This window comes from Devosia sp. (assembly GCF_028290435.1).
GTDB lineage: Bacteria > Pseudomonadota > Alphaproteobacteria > Rhizobiales > Devosiaceae > Devosia.
In genome coordinates, this window is the sequence record NZ_JAQGJV010000074.1 from 239,880 (window position 1) to 255,324 (window position 15,445).

General features: G+C 64.5%; 20 protein-coding genes. All 20 read left to right on the plus strand.

Annotated elements, in window-relative coordinates:
- Window positions 1-16 precede the first annotated feature (16 nt).
- The gene (locus tag JWP26_RS16500; RefSeq protein ID WP_299730120.1) at window positions 17-1,177 is read left to right on the plus strand and encodes a phage portal protein; all 1,161 of its coding nucleotides are present in this window, start codon (window positions 17-19) and stop codon (window positions 1,175-1,177) included.
- A gap of 414 nt (window positions 1,178-1,591) precedes the next feature.
- Entirely contained in the window at window positions 1,592-2,242 is a 651-nt protein-coding gene (locus JWP26_RS16505; protein WP_299730123.1) for a hypothetical protein, read from the plus strand.
- Window positions 2,243-2,331: 89 nt separating this feature from the next.
- Window positions 2,332-2,520: a hypothetical protein gene (locus JWP26_RS16510; RefSeq protein WP_299730126.1), complete on the plus strand. Its 189-nt coding sequence runs from the start codon at window positions 2,332-2,334 to the stop codon at window positions 2,518-2,520.
- Between the two features lie 3 nt (window positions 2,521-2,523).
- A complete protein-coding gene (locus tag JWP26_RS16515) occupies window positions 2,524-2,652 on the plus strand; it encodes a hypothetical protein (RefSeq protein ID WP_299730129.1) in 129 nt (42 codons plus the stop codon).
- A complete protein-coding gene (locus JWP26_RS16520; RefSeq protein WP_299730132.1) occupies window positions 2,652-3,140 on the plus strand; it encodes an HK97 family phage prohead protease in 489 nt (162 codons plus the stop codon). The genes JWP26_RS16515 and JWP26_RS16520 overlap by 1 nt, the downstream gene beginning before the upstream one ends.
- A gap of 10 nt (window positions 3,141-3,150) precedes the next feature.
- On the plus strand, window positions 3,151-4,371 hold the full coding sequence (locus JWP26_RS16525) for a phage major capsid protein (protein WP_299730135.1): 1,221 nt from the start codon (window positions 3,151-3,153) through the stop codon (window positions 4,369-4,371).
- 180 nt (window positions 4,372-4,551) lie between these two features.
- On the plus strand, window positions 4,552-5,118 hold the full coding sequence (locus JWP26_RS16530; protein ID WP_299730137.1) for a phage head-tail connector protein: 567 nt from the start codon (window positions 4,552-4,554) through the stop codon (window positions 5,116-5,118).
- Window positions 5,115-5,456, plus strand: coding sequence for a phage head closure protein (locus JWP26_RS16535; protein ID WP_299730140.1), 342 nt, complete (start codon window positions 5,115-5,117; stop codon window positions 5,454-5,456). Before JWP26_RS16530 ends, JWP26_RS16535 begins: the two co-directional genes overlap by 4 nt.
- A 3-nt stretch (window positions 5,457-5,459) precedes the next feature.
- Window positions 5,460-5,855, plus strand: coding sequence for a DUF3168 domain-containing protein (locus JWP26_RS16540; RefSeq protein WP_299730143.1), 396 nt, complete (start codon window positions 5,460-5,462; stop codon window positions 5,853-5,855).
- Window positions 5,856-6,112: 257 nt separating this feature from the next.
- Window positions 6,113-6,526, plus strand: coding sequence for a phage major tail protein, TP901-1 family (locus tag JWP26_RS16545; RefSeq protein WP_299730146.1), 414 nt, complete (start codon window positions 6,113-6,115; stop codon window positions 6,524-6,526).
- Between the two features lie 129 nt (window positions 6,527-6,655).
- Window positions 6,656-6,970 (plus strand): gene transfer agent family protein, encoded by a 315-nt coding sequence (locus JWP26_RS16550; protein WP_299730148.1) that lies wholly within the window; start codon window positions 6,656-6,658, stop codon window positions 6,968-6,970.
- Entirely contained in the window at window positions 6,967-7,158 is a 192-nt protein-coding gene (locus JWP26_RS16555; RefSeq protein WP_299730151.1) for a rcc01693 family protein, read from the plus strand. Before JWP26_RS16550 ends, JWP26_RS16555 begins: the two co-directional genes overlap by 4 nt.
- On the plus strand, window positions 7,148-7,687 hold the full coding sequence (locus tag JWP26_RS16560; protein WP_299730154.1) for a phage tail tape measure protein: 540 nt from the start codon (window positions 7,148-7,150) through the stop codon (window positions 7,685-7,687). Before JWP26_RS16555 ends, JWP26_RS16560 begins: the two co-directional genes overlap by 11 nt.
- Before the next feature lie 149 nt (window positions 7,688-7,836).
- Window positions 7,837-8,457, plus strand: a complete 621-nt coding sequence (locus tag JWP26_RS16565) for a DUF2460 domain-containing protein (RefSeq protein ID WP_299730156.1) — start codon at window positions 7,837-7,839, stop codon at window positions 8,455-8,457.
- On the plus strand, window positions 8,454-9,341 hold the full coding sequence (locus JWP26_RS16570; RefSeq protein ID WP_299730158.1) for a DUF2163 domain-containing protein: 888 nt from the start codon (window positions 8,454-8,456) through the stop codon (window positions 9,339-9,341). The genes JWP26_RS16565 and JWP26_RS16570 overlap by 4 nt, the downstream gene beginning before the upstream one ends.
- Window positions 9,338-9,763: an NlpC/P60 family protein gene (locus JWP26_RS16575; protein WP_299730160.1), complete on the plus strand. Its 426-nt coding sequence runs from the start codon at window positions 9,338-9,340 to the stop codon at window positions 9,761-9,763. The genes JWP26_RS16570 and JWP26_RS16575 overlap by 4 nt, the downstream gene beginning before the upstream one ends.
- Window positions 9,764-9,793: 30 nt before the next feature.
- Window positions 9,794-13,522, plus strand: a complete 3,729-nt coding sequence (locus JWP26_RS16580; protein ID WP_299730162.1) for a glycoside hydrolase/phage tail family protein — start codon at window positions 9,794-9,796, stop codon at window positions 13,520-13,522.
- Window positions 13,515-14,282 (plus strand): glycosyl hydrolase 108 family protein, encoded by a 768-nt coding sequence (locus tag JWP26_RS16585; RefSeq protein WP_299730165.1) that lies wholly within the window; start codon window positions 13,515-13,517, stop codon window positions 14,280-14,282. The genes JWP26_RS16580 and JWP26_RS16585 overlap by 8 nt, the downstream gene beginning before the upstream one ends.
- A 176-nt stretch (window positions 14,283-14,458) precedes the next feature.
- Window positions 14,459-14,746: a hypothetical protein gene (locus JWP26_RS16590; protein WP_299730168.1), complete on the plus strand. Its 288-nt coding sequence runs from the start codon at window positions 14,459-14,461 to the stop codon at window positions 14,744-14,746.
- 27 nt (window positions 14,747-14,773) lie between these two features.
- Window positions 14,774-15,433 (plus strand): response regulator transcription factor, encoded by a 660-nt coding sequence (locus tag JWP26_RS16595; protein ID WP_299730171.1) that lies wholly within the window; start codon window positions 14,774-14,776, stop codon window positions 15,431-15,433.
- Window positions 15,434-15,445 lie beyond the last annotated feature (12 nt).

Here is a 15,445-nt window from a genome sequence, read left to right on the forward strand (position 1 = left end):
AAACAAGGAATTTGACATGCCGAACTGGTTCAACCGCCTGACGGGCGGGCGCGACAACACGCCTGTCGAACGCAAGGATTTTGCTGGGCATTCGGTGCTCAGCCTTAGTCAATTGGGCGCGGCGAGCTGGAGCAATCGCGGGTTTGCGAGCCTCGTGAACCAGGGATTTGCGAAAAATCCGGTGGTGTATCGCTGTGTTCGGCTGATCGCCGAGGCGGCTAATCGGGTGCCGCTGGTGATCGAGGAGAATGGGCGGCGGGTGGATGAGCATCCGCTGGCGAGCCTGCTCGGGCGGCCCAATGGGCGGCAGTCTGGCGGGGAAATGCTGGAGGCGGTGTTTGCCTATCTGCAGACGGCGGGCAACGCCTATCTGCAGGCCGGCGTGGTCGACGGCGAGGTCAAGGCGCTGTTCTGCCTGCGGCCAGACCGGATGCGGGTGGTGGCGGGCGGCGACGGCTGGCCGATGGCTTATGACTATACCGCCGGCGGCAAGACCACGCGGCTGCGGCAGGACAGTTTGCCGGTGCCTGATGTGCTGCATATGGCGCTGTTTCATCCGCTCGACGATCACTACGGCATGGGGCCGCTGGAGGCGGCGCAGACCAGCCTCGATATCCACAATGCCGCCGGGCAGTGGAACAAGGCGTTGCTGGACAACGCGGCGCGGCCAAGCGGGGCGCTGGTCTATTCGGTGTCGGGCGGGAATTTGACTACCGAGCAGTTCGAGCGGCTCAAGACCGAGTTGGAGCAGGGGTTTTCGGGGGCGTCGAACGCTGGGCGGCCGATGGTGCTGGAGGGTGGGCTCGATTGGAAGACGATCGCACTGTCGCCCAGGGATATGGATTTCATTGAGGCCAAGAATGCGGCAGCGCGGGACATCGCGCTAGCTTTCGGCGTGCCGCCGATGCTGCTCGGGATACCGGGCGATAACACCTACGCCAATTTGGCCGAGGCCAATCGCGCGCTGTGGCGGCAGACGCTGATCCCTCTGGTGCTGCGGGTGGCCGAGGATTTGAACAACTGGCTGTCGCCGGCCTTTGGTGGGGCGGTGATCAAGGCGGATTTTGACGGGGTCGAGGCTTTGGCCGAGGACCGCGCGGCGCTGTGGAGCCGGGTGGGATCAGCGGAGTTTCTGAGCGACGCGGAGAAAAGGGCGATGCTGGGCGTAGGCGCGTAGCGATAGCGCGGTCCGTTTCGACCAGCCTCCGCGCCCTGATCGCTGACGTCCAGTTCGCCACGCTCGAACTGAAGTTCGATCTCTTCGTAAGGGCATTCGAGCGGCGTTATCGCGAGAGCCAACCGCGAGCACCGGCAGGTACGTCGGACGGCGGGCAGTGGATTGCCGACCTGTTGAATCCAGCGGGCGGACAACAGGTCACGGACCGGGTGCATGTAGCGGGCCCGCGCTGTGATGGGTTCTCCGGTGGCTGCCAATTTGGTGGTACTTTTGGTACAACGGGAATGTTCAATATCTTTGGCAAAAACCTTTGCCGGGACTGCGCCGTGAAATTTCTGGGAATTCAAGGTCTGCCCTATGAGGAGCAGCGACTAACGCTGCAGGGATACGACAAGACGCAAAAGTGAGGCGTTAATGCCGGCCATACTCGAAGTTCTTGATGCAGTCCGCGTGGGTGACGTCATTTTTGGACTAGGCGCGAGTGGGCAAGAGAAACTCCTGCTTGTCTACAAAACGGACCTGGGCGGCTTCTCCGCGCGGCACGTGACCACCCAAGTCAAGCTCAGGTTCAACCCTGATGGCAAGACCCGTGTCTATGCTGATGGCGGATACGTCACAATCGTCTCTATCGCTCCGCTCCCCGCGGAAATGTATGACGTCGCACTTGGACTCGATCTCAAGTCTGCAGCACGGCCGGAATACCCAGATAGCATCTTGAGTAATGCAGAGATTGAGCTGTTGCTTACATATCCGAAGTTCTTCAAAGCACGGCTCCTGCCGGGCAGGGAGTCCATTGTCAAAGCTGCAGATAGACTTAACGGTGTCAGGGCCATCCTGCAGCTGGAATGGGACCCTATCAACGCGCGGAATGACCCTCCGATGTGGGACGAGTACCTAGGTGACCTGCCGGCCTTGGTTGACCTGCTGGATGGGCCGGCTTCGGTTGATGAGGTGGCGGTTTTCCTTGCCGACCTAGCGTCGCGGCGGATGAGGACGTTGGCGGTGGCCGACCGTGGCAAAGCCGCGGCCGTCAGCCTGGTGCGATGGCGACAGAGTTGGACCTGACGGCGGAATAGCGCTGTCCACGCACGCGAGCTTTTGAACCAACACACACGGCCCCTTCGGGGGCCGTTTCTGTTTGCGGAGACACCATCATGGACGACCTGACCAAAACCGTCATCGAGCGCGGCGACCTCGCACATCTGGCGCTGTTTTTGTGGGCGTCGGGGGCGAGTGCGCTGCTGGTGTGGACGCTCAAGGAGCTGGCGGCGGCGAACAAGCGGTTCAACGATTTCGTGCACGAAATTGCCAGCCTCAACCGGCTGTTCAAAAAGGGAGATTGACCTGTGGCGGACAAGCAGAACCGGGACAATGCGCAGCAGACGTTCCGGCAATTTGCCTGGAATTTGGCGGGCACGCTGGCCAGCGTCAAGGCCGGGGTGAAGCCATCGGCCACCAAGCCGGGCAAACGCTGATGGCGGCGGCAGGCAGGATACCCATCGACGCGGATGGGCGGTTTTCGGGCTATGCCAGCCTGTTCAATACGCTCGATGCAGGCGGCGATATGGTGATGCCGGGCGCGTTCTCGGCGAGCTTGGCAAAGCGGCGCGGGCGTATTCGGCTGCTGTTCCAGCACGACCCCAAGGAGCCCGTCGGCATCTGGGAGAGCCTGGGCGAGGATGCCCACGGGCTATTCGTCAGCGGGCGGCTGGTGCCCGGCGTGCCGAGGGCGGATGCGATCCGGCTGCTGATCGAGAGCCGTGCGATCGATGGGCTGTCGATCGGCTTCCGCACCGTCAAGGCGACCAGGCAAGGCGGGCATCGCAAGCTCTGGACGATCGACCTGTTCGAAATCTCGATCGTGACTTTTCCCATGCTGGAGGACGCGCGCATCGCGGCCTCCGCTGACCATTCGACCGGCGCCGCAATCGCGGCGGCGATTTCCGTTCTCCGCAACCCTTAAAGGATTTTCCATGGACCGGACCGACGACAGTTTTGAAATCAAGGCAGGCACCGGCGGCGATGTCGCCGGCATGTTCGCCGAATTCTCCACCGCTTTCGAGGAGTTCAAGCGCACCAATAACCAGCGCCTGGGCGAAATCGAAAAGCGCGGCAGCGCCGATGGCCTGCTGGAAGGCAAGCTCGACCGGCTCAATGCCGTGCTCGACGGGCAGAAATCGGCGATGGATCGCGCGCTGGCCGACAAGTCGCGGCCGCTGCTCGATGGCAAATCGGGCGGACATGGCGGCGAATACAAGGACGCCTTCTCGGCTTATGTGAAGCGCGGCGAAGAGAAGGCGCTGTCGGTGGGCGTCAATGCCGATGGCGGCTTTGTGGTGCCGGCCGAAACCGAGACTGAAATCACCCGCATGCTGACCTCGGTGTCGCCCATCCGCGCTATTGCGGGTGTGCGGCAGGTGTCCGGTTCGGTCTACAAGCGGGCCATTTCGCTGACCGGGCCGGCAACGGGCTGGGTGGGTGAGACAGCGGCGCGCCCGACCACCAATTCGCAGACGCTGGGCGAGCTGAACTATCCGACCATGGAACTCTACGCCATGCCGGCGGCGACCTCGGCCTTCCTCGACGATGCGGCAGTGGATGTCGGGCAGTGGATCGCCGACGAGGTCAATGCGGCCTTCGCTGCGCAGGAAACTACGGCATTTGTGTCCGGTGACGGCGTCAATAAGCCCAAGGGCTTTCTGGCTTCGACCACGGTGGCCGAGGCGAGCTGGAGCTGGGGTAATCTGGGCTATGTCGCCACCGGAGCAGCCGGCGCTCTGCCGACCACGAGCGCCAGCGACGTGCTGATCGACCTGGTCTATGCGCTCAAGGCCGGCTATCGCCAGAACGCCAACTGGGTGATGAACCGCAAGACGCAGGGCTCGCTGCGCAAGCTCAAGGACGCCGACGGCAACTATCTGTGGCAGCCGGCGGCGAGTGCGGATGGCAAGGCCCGGTTCATGGGCTTTGAGCTGGTGGAGGCGGAGGACATGCCGAATATTGGGGCAAGTTCGCTGTCGGTGGCGTTCGGTGATTTCAAGCGTGGGTATCTGATCGTGGATCGCCAGGGCGTGAGCGTGCTGCGCGATCCGTTCTCGAGCAAGCCATATGTGCTGTTTTATACGACCAAGCGGGTCGGTGGCGGGGTGGCGGATTTTGACGCGATCAAGCTGCTGAAGTTCGCGGCGAGCTAAAAGCAAGCACTGAGCTAAGCCCCTCCCCTTGAGGGGGGGGTGGGGGGAGTATGCAACGGGAGTGGCGGGCCTGGGGCTCCACGCCTGCGGATAGTTCCCCCCACCCTGGCCCTCCCCTCAAGGGGGAGGGGACGCTGGAGCGGACAGCTCGGCGCAAATCCAACGATCAGGAAAATCATCATGACGTCATACCTTCTCGCGGGGCCCGCGGAGGAGCCGGTTTCGCTTGTCGAGGCGAAAGGCTTTCTCAAGGTCGAGGACGACGCCGAGGATGGGTTGATCAGCACGCTGATCAGCGCGGCGCGATTGCATATCGAGGGTGTCACCGGGCGAGCGCTGCTGGCGCAGAACTGGCGGGTGGTGCTGGATCGGTGGCCGGCCAATCGCATGGTCAAGCTGCCGGTGGGGCCGTTTATCAGCCTGACCGAGATCAATGCCTATGACGATGGCGGCGGCGCGCATGCGATCGGGATGGCGCAGTTTTTCGCCGAACCGGATCGGTTGCTGCTGCCGCTCAATGTGGCGGGGATGCCTAGCCTGCGCGAGCGGCAGGGGCTGGAGATCGACTATGTGGCCGGTTTCGGAACGGAGCCCGGGGAGGTGCCGGTCGATATCCGCCAGGCGCTGCTGGTGCTGGTGGCATACTGGTTCGAGCATCGCGATGCGGTGATTGTGGCCGGGTCCGGATCGGTGGTGCCCACAGGGTTTGACCTTCTCGTGTCCAGGCATCGGCAGGCGCGGCTATGAGCGAGCGCATTCCGCCGATCGGCACGATGACGGACCGGGTGCAAATCCGGCGCAAGGAAATGACCGGCGAGGACGAGGGTGGGCACACCACGCTTTATGTGCCGATGGCCACGGTGTGGGCGCGCGTGCGCAGCTTGACGGGGCGGAGAATGGAGCAGGCGGACGGGCGTGCGGTTGGCATTTCGCACAGCGTGGTGATGCGGTTTCGGCCCGATCTGGGACCGGGAGATCGCATCGTCTATCGCGGACGCAATCTCGATGTGGTGACGGCGGCGGACCTCAATGGGCGACGGGCGTATTTGAGCTGCGCCTGCAATGAAACCAGTTTTGCGGGGTAGACCATGCACGCCATTGTTGAGCTGCAGGGCGCGCTGGTGGGCGCGCTGAATGCGGACGCCGACCTGGTAGCGCTGATCGGCTCCGGCGCGGTGTTCGATGCGCCGCCGAAGGGGCGGAGTGGGGCCTATATTGTGGTGGCGCGGCATGATGCGCTGGCCCGGGATGGCGACGGCGCGCCGGGGTACGACCATCGGGTTTTGCTGCATGTGTGGCATGGCGAGGCCAGCCGCAAGGCGGTGCTGGCGGTGGCCGAGCGGGTGGTGGCTGTGGCGCTGGGTGAGCTCGGCGCGACGGGGCTGGTGGTGACGCATCGCCAGCATGTGCGCACCGATACGGTAATCCAGAACGGGCAGGCGCGGGCGGCGGTGACGCTGCGGTTTTTGAGTGAGGCGGGGTAGGGGCGGTGGTCATTCGCCGAATGGGGTTCGTCGAGAACACCCCCACCTACCTCCCCCATCAAAGGGGGAGGTTTCTCTCCACTCGTTTGACTCGATCCAGTTCAACCCACCGGCAGACACCTCCCCCTTGATGGGGGAGGCTGGGAGGGGGTGATGGGAGCCACAATGCCGGATTGGGGCCAAACATCCCCCCACCCTTGATCCCTCCCCGCAAGGGGGAGGGTGTCGACTGATACCTTCAACACAGGACACATCTCATGGCAGCCCAGAGCGGCAAGGACATGCTTTTGAAGCTCGACCAGACCGGGTCGGGCAGTTTTCTGACGGTGGCGGGACTGCGGACGCGGGCGTTGGCGTTCAATGCCTCGACGGTCGATACGACCGACCAGGAAAGCGCCGGGCGCTGGCGCGAGTTGCTGGCCGGCGGCGGGGTGAAGAAAGCCTCGGTGAGCGGCTCGGGGATTTTCAAGGATGGCGCGTCGGATGCGCAAATTCGCACGCTGTTCTTTGGCGGTACCATTCGGAACTGGCAGTTGATCATCCCGGATTTTGGGGTTGTCCAGGGGCCGTTTCAGATCACGGCGCTGGAATTTTCGGCGGATCATGCGGGGGAAGTAACGTTCGACCTGGCGCTGGAAAGCGCGGGGGAAGTGACGTTTACGGTGATTTAGGCGGGGCCTTGAGGAGGCAAACACCCTCACCCGTCTCGCTTCGCGAGCCACCCTCTCCCCGACGGGGAGAAGGTGGCCCGGGGGCCGGATGAGGGTGTCTGCCTCTCCAGAACAATCAAAGGAAACACCATGGCGAATACGCAACGTGGCGAAGTCGATGCGGTTATCGGCGGCGAGCGCAAGACACTGTGCCTGACCCTCGGCGCGCTCGCCGAACTGGAGGCCCGATTGCAGGCGGGGGATCTCGTGGGGCTCGCCGAGCGCTTCTCCGACGGGCGGGTTTCGGCGCGGGATTTGACCGCCATCCTGGGAGCGGGACTGCGGGGTGGTGGCAATGCCATCACGGATGACGACCTCGCGCGGCTGAGCATCGAGGGCGGGCTCAAGGGCGCGGCGGAGATCGCCGCAAGGCTGCTCAAGGCAACGTTTGGAGAGGCGGCGTGACGCCGTTTCCCTGGGAGGCGGCGATGCGGTTCGGGTTTGGGGTGCTGCGGCTGTCGTCCGAGGCGTTCTGGCGGCTGACGCCGCGCGAACTGGCTGCGGCCTGGACCGCAATTGCCGGCGAACAGGTGCAGGCGCCGGCGCGCGCCGCGCTGGATGACTTGATGGAGAGATTTCCCGATGGCCGATGAGACGCTTCTCGATAGTTTCCGTGCGGAAATGAGTGACAGCGAGCGTGAACTGGACCGCCTTCGCGACCTCGGGACCGGCGTGGCGCGCACGCTCAGTTCGGCGCTTCAGGGCGCGATGGGCGACGGTAAGTCGCTCAAGAACCTGCTGGGCGATATCGCTAAATCTTTCACCGATATCGCGCTCAAGGCGGCACTCAAGCCGGTTGGGACCCTCGTGGGTGGGCTCGTTGAGAACCTGTTCACGGCGACCAATCCATCGGTGAAGCCGTTTGCCAAGGGAGGGGTGATTGCTTCGCCGGGATACTTCCCGATGGGCGGCGGGCTGGGGCTGGCGGGCGAGGCTGGGCCGGAAGCGATCATGCCGTTGCAGCGCGGGAGCGATGGGCGGTTGGGCGTCAGCGGGGGCGGCGGCGGGGTCAATGTGACATTCAATGTGACGGCCAGCGATGCGCGTAGCTTCATGACCAGTGAGGCTGACGTGAGCGCGATGCTGCTCAGGGCCGTGAAGCGAGGGACGCGCGCGAGTTAGCGTTTCGGGCGAACCCGTCCAAAACGAGGCGTCATTCCCGCGCAAGCGGGAGCCTATTCTTCTCTTATTTGCCACCTCCCCAAGAGTGGGTTCCCGCTTGCGCGGGAATGACGCCGTGGTTGGGAGGCGGCTGGAACAGGATTTTTCTCATGGCTTTTCACGCTGTGCGCTTTCCGCTGGACGTTGCGCTGGGCGCGCGGGGTGGGCCGGAGCGCAGGACGGATGTGGTGACGCTGGCGAGCGGGGCTGAGGAGCGCAATGGGCGCTGGCGGCATTCGCGGCGGCGCTACAATGCGGGCTATGGCGTCAAATCGCGGGCAGATATGCAGGCGGTGCTGGCGTTTTTCGAGGAACGGCGCGGGCGCCTGCATGGGTTTTTGTGGCGCGACGGGCTGGATTATTCGTCCGGCGGTGCCGTGCCGGGGCCGAGCAATCAGCGGATTGGGACCGGGGACGGTAGCCAGACCAGTTTTCAGTTGAGCAAGACGTATGGGGCGAGTTTCGATCCGTATTTGCGGCCGATCACGCGGCCGGTGGCGGGCTCGGTGCGGATGGCGGTGGCGGGCAGCGAACTGCTGAGCGGCTGGACGGTGGATGTGGCGACCGGGGTCGTCGGGTTTTCGGTGGCGCCGGCCAATGGGGCGGCGGTGACGGCGGGGTTTTTGTTCGATGTGCCGGTGCGGTTCGATACGGATCGGCTGGATATTGAGCTGACCAGTTTTGACGCGGCGGAGGCGCCCAGCATTCCGCTGGTGGAGATTTTACCATGAGGACGCTGGATGTTGGCTTCGCGGCGCATATCGTCGGCGGGGAGACGACGCTGGCCAATTGCTGGCGGATTACGCGGAGCGATGGCGTGGTGCTGGGATTTACCGACCATGACGGGACGCTGACCTTTGACGGCACCGATTTCGGGCCGGCGCACGGCTTGGACGGGGCCGAGGCGCCGGCCAAGCTGGGCGGGCAGGTGGATACCAGCCAGGTGCTGGGCGTGCTGCATACCGACGCCATCAGCGAGGACGATATTTTGCTCGGGCGCTATGACGGGGCGGAGGTCGAAAGCTGGCGGGTGAATTGGGCCGATGTGAGCCAGCGCCTGCTGCTGCGGCGCGATAGCATCGGCGAGATCGTGCGCGAGGATGGCGTGTTTCGCGCGGAACTGCGTTCGAGCCAGCAGGGGCTCAATGCCCGGCATGGCCGGATTTATCAGGGGCTGTGCGACGCCGAGCTTGGGGATGCGCGCTGTGGCGTCAATGCTGCGAGTGCTGCGTTTCGCGGGGCGGCGACGGTGGAGGCGGTCGAGGACGCGTACCGGTTGCGGGTGAGCGGGTTGGCAGGGTTTGAGGCGGGGTGGTTCGCGTTCGGGTCGGCGCTGTGGGGCGCGGGCCGGCGCGAGGGGTTGCGCGACGGGGTCATCGGGCATGCCCGCAATGGCGCGGCCGATGTGCTGGCGTTTGGCGTCGCGGGTGAGTGGGTCGAGGTGGGCGATACGCTTGCGGTGACGGCAGGGTGCGATCGCCGGTTTAGCACCTGCAAGACCAGGTTCGGCAATGCGGTCAATTTTCGCGGCTTTCCGCATATTCCGGGTAGCGATTTCGTGTTGCGCCATCCGCGAGCCGGCGATGCGCTCGATGGGCGGGCGGTGGTGAAATGAACGCCGATCTGGTGGTCGCGGCGGCGCGGCTGTGGTTGGGCACGCCTTATCGGCATCAGGCGGCGACGCTGGGTGCCGGGTGCGATTGCCTCGGGCTGCTGCGCGGGGTGTGGCGCACGCTTTATGGCGATGAGCCGATGGTGGTGCCGCCCTATCGGGCCGATATCCGCGATCCGGCGCATGCGGGCGCGCTGAGGGCGGAGGCGGAGCGGTTTCTGGTGCCGGTGAGCGGTGAGCTGGCGGTGGGGCAGGTGCTGCTGTTCCGGCTCAATGGCATGGCTGAGGCCAAGCATTGCGGGATTTTGGTCGGGTCGGACCGGTTCATTCATGCGCAAGAGCGGCTCGGCGTGGTCGAGGCGAGTTTGACCGAGGCCTGGGCGCGGCGGGTGAGCGGGCGGTTTGGGTTTCCCGCCGCCAGATAGCGCCCTTTCTTTTCAGAACAAGGACAATCCATGGCAACGCTTGCGCTTTCGCTGGCTGGCAATTTCGTTGGTGGGCTGGTGGGCGGGCCGATTGGCGCGACCATTGGGCGGGCGCTGGGGGCGCTGGCGGGGAGTGCCATCGATGGCATGCTGTTTGGCGAGGACAAGCCGGCGACGACGGGCAGCGATGTGCGGCTGCAGGGCTCGTCGGAGGGCGGGGCGGTGCCGCGGCTTTATGGCTGGAGCCGGCTGAGCGGCAATATCATCTGGGCCCGCGAGCTGGAAATGCTGAGTGTCGAGAATGCCGGCGCCAAGGGCATGGGCCAGGAGGAGAGCGAGGACGAAGTCGGCGCCAGTTTCGCCGTGGCCTTTTGCGAGGGCGAGGTGCATCGGCTGGGGCGGATCTGGGCCGATGGTCAATTGCTGGAGACCAACGGGCTGACGCTGCGGTTTTATCGCGGCACCGAAGACCAATTGCCCGATGGGCTGATCGAAGCGACGCAGGGCGTGGCGCCGGCTTATCGGGGGCTGTGTTACCTCGTGGTCGAGCAATTGCCGCTGAGCAAGTTCGGCAACCGCATTCCGCAACTGAGTGTGGAATTGTGCCGGGTGGTGGGGGACTTGGAGCCGGCTATTCGCGCGGTGACGGTGATCCCGGGTGCGACCGAGTTCGGCTACGACCCAAAGCCGCGCGTGCGGCTGATGGGGCGGGGCGAGACAGCCGGCGAGAATACACATGTGGCCAAGGGCGTCAGCGACTGGAGCTGGTCGATCGACGAGCTGGTGGCGCTGTGCCCGAACCTGGAGCGCGTGGCGCTGGTGGTGGCGTGGTTCGGCAATGATTTGCGGTGTGAACATTGCACGATCGGGCCAAGGGTGGAGAGCGCCAGCCGGACAATCGAGGGCGTGAGCTGGAGCGTCGCCGGGGTGGGGCGTGGCGCGGTGCCGGTGGTCAGCGTCCATGGCGGTGGGCCGGCTTATGGTGGCACGCCGTCAGATGCGGCGGTGAAGGCAGCGATTGTGGATTTGCGCGCGCGCGGCATCGCGGTGACGCTCTATCCGATGGTGCTGATGGATGTGCCCACCGGCAATAGCTTGCCGAACCCCTATTCGGGTACCAGCGGGCAAGCCGCCTATCCGTGGCGCGGGCGGATTACTTGTGATCCGGCGCCGGGGCGGGCGGGGTCCCCGGACAAAAGCGGCGCTGCAACGGTGCAGGTGGCAAGCTTCGTGGCGGCCGGCTATCGCACGATGATGCTGCATTATGCGCAATTGGCGCAGAGCACTGGCGGGGTCGACGCGATCCTGATCGGCTCGGAAATGGTCGGGCTGAGTACAGTGCGCGGCGCAGCGAACAGCTTTCCGTTCGTCGATGCGCTGGTGACGCTGGCAGCGGATGTGCGGGCCGTTGTGGGTGGCGGCACCAAGATCAGCTATGCGGCCGACTGGAGCGAATATTCGGGTTATCAGCCCAGCGGGGAGAAGTTTTTTCATCTCGATCCGCTGTGGGCGTCGGCCAATATCGATGCGGTGGGCATCGACAATTACATGCCGCTGGCGGATTGGCGGGACGGGTCCGGCCATGCCGATGCAGCGCTGGCAGCGACGGGCTATGAGCTGGATTACCTGGCGGGAAATATCGCCGGGGGCGAGGGGTTCGACTGGTATTATGCCAGCGATGCCGACCGGCAGGCAGGGACGCGCAGCACCATCAGCGATGGGGCTTATGGCGAGCCGTTTGTCTATCGCGTGAAGGATATTCGGGGCTGGTGGAGCCACTATCATTATAACCGGCCGGCAGGAGTGCGCGCAGCCGTGCCGACCGCCTGGGTGCCGGGTGGGAAGCCGATCTGGCTAACCGAGTTGGGCTGTGGCGCGGTCGACAAGGGGGCCAACCAACCCAATATTTTTGGCGACAACAAGAGCGCCGAAAGCGGGCGGCCGTATTTCTCCAGCGGCATGAGCGATCCGCTGATCCAGCGGCAGTTTTTGCGGGCGCATCAGCAGCATTGGCGCAATCCGGCGAACAATCCGGCGGGCATGATCGATGTCAGCCGGATCTATCACTGGACCTGGGACGCGCGGCCATTTCCGGCGTTTCCGGCACAGACCGATGTGTGGGCGGACGGCCCCAACCATCGTACCGGCCACTGGCTGACTGGGCGACTTGGCGCGATGAGCAGCGGCGAAATGGCGGCGGCCGTGGCGGCCGACCATGGCGTTTCGCTAGTGGGTGAGCCGGCACTGCCGCTGGTGCATGGCTTTGTGCTGGATCAGACCACGACCGGGCGCGATGCGCTGGAACCGTTGATCGCGGCGAGCGCGTTGAGCCTGCGGGCGTCCGCTGGCGGGTTGACGTTGGGACAGCCGTGGCGGGCGGCGGCGGGCGTGGTGGATGCTGACAATCTGGTGCGTGAGGATGGCGCGGTGCTGTCGCGACGGCGGGCGGACCCGGCGGAGGCGGTGGGACGGCTGGCGCTGACCTTTGTCGATCGCGAACGCGATTATCAGGTTGGCACGGTGACGGCGCTGCGCGGTGCGGGGCCGGTGGCGAGCAAGGCGCTGCCGCTGGTGCTCGATCTGGGCGGGGCTCGGATCGCCGCGGAGCAGGGACTGTTAGCGGAAAGCGGGCAGCGCGAGAGCGTGGAATTCAGCTTGCCGCCGAGCGCTTTGGCGGCGGAGCCGGGTGATGTCATCGACCTGGGGATTGCCGAAGGGCCGTTCGAGGTGACGGAAATTCGCGACGGAGCAGTGCGGCGGGTGACGGCGCGAACGCTGGTTGCGCCGGTGCCGATCGCGGTGGCAATCGATGGGGCGCGGACGGGTGGGGCGAGTAGCTTCACACCGTCGCGTCCGGTCGTGGTGGCGGCACATCTGCCGCCGGTGCCGGAAGATGCGGGGCGGACGCGGCTGGCACTGGCGGCGCATGGGCAACCCTGGCCGGGTGTGGTCTCGGTTGCCGACGGCAATGGGGCGACCCTGGCGCGACTGGGTCGACGCGCGGTCATGGGTGAAACCGTGGGTGGAATGGTGGCCGGGCCGGCGGGCGTTTGGGACCGGGCCGGCACCCTGACAGTCAAACTCTATGCGGGGCATCTGGCAGCGCTGGATGAGTTGGCGGTACTTGCAGGCGGCAACCGGATTGCGGTGCAAACCACTGGCGGCGATTGGGAAATGATCGGCTTTGCACTAGCCGAGCTAATCGCGCCGGCGACCTATCGATTGAGCCAGCTTTTGCGCGGACAGGCCGGGACGGTGCCAATTATTGGCACAGTGGCGAACGGCGCTGCCGTGTTCATGCTGGACTCGCGGGTTGGCGTGTTGCCGGTCACTGCGCAATGGCTGGGCACGGAAGCGAGCCTCGTGGCCTACGGGGGGAGCGATGACCTGGTGGGGACGGGGTTCGCTGCGGACTTCGGGCTGGCGCCGGTTTTGCCACTGGCACCGGTGCATCTGCGGGCCATGCGGGCCGGCAGCGATATTACGCTGAGCTGGACCCGTTGCAGCCGGGCCGATGGCGATGGTTGGGGGGCGGGCGACGCGCCACTCGAGCATATGCCGGAGCGCTATGCGGTCAGCATTTTCAATGGGGCGACGCTGTTGCGCAGCTTTGAACGCACGGACCCGGCAGGCACCTATGCGGCTGCCGATCAGGTCAGCGATTTCGGCGGGCCGGTCTCGGCTTTTCAATTCACGGTTCAGCAGATCAGCCCAGTCTTTGGGGCCGGTCACAGCGGCAGGGGACACTATAATGGCTAGGACGCGGTTCGATATCTGCCTTGATGAGGTGCTGCGGCATGAGGGCGGCTATGCCGACAATCCCTCGGACCCTGGCGGCGCCACCAATATGGGGATCACCCGCAAGACGCTGGCGCGTTGGCGGGCGGTCACGCCGTGGTGGGGCTTGGCCAAGAGCGAGGTGCAGAGCCTGGGCCGAGCTGAAGCGGCCAAGATTTACAAGGGCAGCTACTGGGATCGCATCAATGCGGGCAAGCTGCCGCCTGGGCTCGACCTGGCGCTGTTCGACTTCGCGGTCAATTCGGGGCCGGACCGGGCCATCAAGACATTGCAGGGGCAGCTCAAGGTGGTGGCCGACGGGCAGATCGGGCCGCTGACGCTGGGGGCGATCAAGACCAAAATCGCCTTGCGCGGGGCGGCAGGCCCGATCGACGCGCTGTGCAACAAACGCCTCGATTTCCTCACGCGGCTGGCCACCTTCGCCGTCTTCGGCAAGGGCTGGACGGCGCGGGTTGTCGCCATTCGCAAGGCTGCGCTCACCGCCGCGGGTACCCAGTCTTCGACCACTGTTCAATCACCAACCTGGAGTGACACCATGGCTATTTTGTCCGGCTACAAGACCTATATCGTCGCCGCATTCATGCTGATCGCCGGCCTCGCCCAAATGCTGGGCATCGACCTGCCAACACTTGATGGCGCCTCGGCGGGGCACATGATCATGGAGGCGCTGGCGGTGATCTTTTTGCGCAAGGGGCTCAAGGGCGATATCGGCAACGCTTGACCGCTGCCGCGAGCGGCGTAGATGTGGGTGACCCGATTGCTTATGATGGCAACGGGTCGCCCACAGCGGCGTCGGGAACCGGCGTGGCCGTTTTCCGAAAGAGGCGAAATTTTGAAGCTCATGAAGATTTTGTCGTATTCATGTCCCATTCAGCAACTTCATCCTAAGTTGCGAGCATGAAAACCCTGACCCAGAAAATTCTTGCGTCGCTGGTGCTGTCTCTCGTCCTGGCAACGACGACGATCGGCACCGTGCAGGCTGCGTGCCTGTCTCCGCTCGAGGCCCAGAAGGCTGCCGAGTCGGGCGAAATCAAGTCGTTCGACCAAGTATTGGCACAGGCGGGTATTGACGGCAGCGTCGAAATCCTCAGTCGTCAAGTCTGTGACGAAGGCGGTCGCCTCGTCTATATTGTGGGCATCTTCAAGGACGGGCAAGCACAGAACCTGGTTCTGGACGCTCAATAAAGCTGGAATGGGTTACGGGGGCTAACGATGCGCATTCTGGTAGTTGAAGACGACGCTAATCTGAACCGACAGCTCAAGGAAGCGCTGACCGAGGCCGGTTATGCGGTCGATGTTGCCTTCGATGGCGAGGAAGGCCATTTCCTGGGCGATACCGAACCCTATGATGCGATCGTGCTCGATATCGGGCTACCGCAGATGGACGGGCTTTCGGTGCTCGAGGAATGGCGCAGGGCGGGCAAGACCACGCCGGTGCTGCTGCTGACGGCACGCGACCGCTGGAGCGACAAGGTGCAGGGCATCGACGCCGGCGCCGACGATTATGTGGCAAAGCCATTCCACATGGAAGAAATCCTGGCGCGTATTCGCGCTCTGGTGCGGCGTGCCGCCGGGCTTGCCTCCAACGAGATCGTAGCGGGCGCGGTGCGGCTTGATGCCCGCTCGGGCAAAGTTACGGTGGATGGCCAATCGGTGAAGCTGACCAGCCATGAATTGCGGCTGCTCAGCTATCTGATGCACCACAAGGGCAAGGTCATCTCGCGCACCGAACTGACCGAGCATCTCTACGATCAGGATTTCGACCGCGACAGCAACACGATCGAAGTGTTCGTCGGGCGTCTCCGCAAGAAGCTGCCGGAGGATTGCATCCAGACGGTGCGCGGGCTCGGATATCAGATCGCCGAGGATTAATCGTGAGGCCGG

Bases quoted from the DNA above. Each gene is read 5' to 3' on its own strand.
- JWP26_RS16500 (WP_299730120.1), top strand. From the start codon at position 17: ATGCCGAACTGGTTCAACCGCCTGACGGGCGGGCGCGACAACACGCCT.
- JWP26_RS16505 (WP_299730123.1), top strand. From the start codon at position 1,592: ATGCCGGCCATACTCGAAGTTCTTGATGCAGTCCGCGTGGGTGACGTC.
- JWP26_RS16510 (WP_299730126.1), top strand. From the start codon at position 2,332: ATGGACGACCTGACCAAAACCGTCATCGAGCGCGGCGACCTCGCACAT.
- JWP26_RS16520 (WP_299730132.1), top strand. From the start codon at position 2,652: ATGGCGGCGGCAGGCAGGATACCCATCGACGCGGATGGGCGGTTTTCG.
- JWP26_RS16525 (WP_299730135.1), top strand. From the start codon at position 3,151: ATGGACCGGACCGACGACAGTTTTGAAATCAAGGCAGGCACCGGCGGC.
- JWP26_RS16530 (WP_299730137.1), top strand. From the start codon at position 4,552: ATGACGTCATACCTTCTCGCGGGGCCCGCGGAGGAGCCGGTTTCGCTT.
- JWP26_RS16535 (WP_299730140.1), top strand. From the start codon at position 5,115: ATGAGCGAGCGCATTCCGCCGATCGGCACGATGACGGACCGGGTGCAA.
- JWP26_RS16540 (WP_299730143.1), top strand. From the start codon at position 5,460: ATGCACGCCATTGTTGAGCTGCAGGGCGCGCTGGTGGGCGCGCTGAAT.
- JWP26_RS16545 (WP_299730146.1), top strand. From the start codon at position 6,113: ATGGCAGCCCAGAGCGGCAAGGACATGCTTTTGAAGCTCGACCAGACC.
- JWP26_RS16550 (WP_299730148.1), top strand. From the start codon at position 6,656: ATGGCGAATACGCAACGTGGCGAAGTCGATGCGGTTATCGGCGGCGAG.
- JWP26_RS16560 (WP_299730154.1), top strand. From the start codon at position 7,148: ATGGCCGATGAGACGCTTCTCGATAGTTTCCGTGCGGAAATGAGTGAC.
- JWP26_RS16565 (WP_299730156.1), top strand. From the start codon at position 7,837: ATGGCTTTTCACGCTGTGCGCTTTCCGCTGGACGTTGCGCTGGGCGCG.
- JWP26_RS16570 (WP_299730158.1), top strand. From the start codon at position 8,454: ATGAGGACGCTGGATGTTGGCTTCGCGGCGCATATCGTCGGCGGGGAG.
- JWP26_RS16575 (WP_299730160.1), top strand. From the start codon at position 9,338: ATGAACGCCGATCTGGTGGTCGCGGCGGCGCGGCTGTGGTTGGGCACG.
- JWP26_RS16580 (WP_299730162.1), top strand. From the start codon at position 9,794: ATGGCAACGCTTGCGCTTTCGCTGGCTGGCAATTTCGTTGGTGGGCTG.
- JWP26_RS16585 (WP_299730165.1), top strand. From the start codon at position 13,515: ATGGCTAGGACGCGGTTCGATATCTGCCTTGATGAGGTGCTGCGGCAT.
- JWP26_RS16590 (WP_299730168.1), top strand. From the start codon at position 14,459: ATGAAAACCCTGACCCAGAAAATTCTTGCGTCGCTGGTGCTGTCTCTC.
- JWP26_RS16595 (WP_299730171.1), top strand. From the start codon at position 14,774: ATGCGCATTCTGGTAGTTGAAGACGACGCTAATCTGAACCGACAGCTC.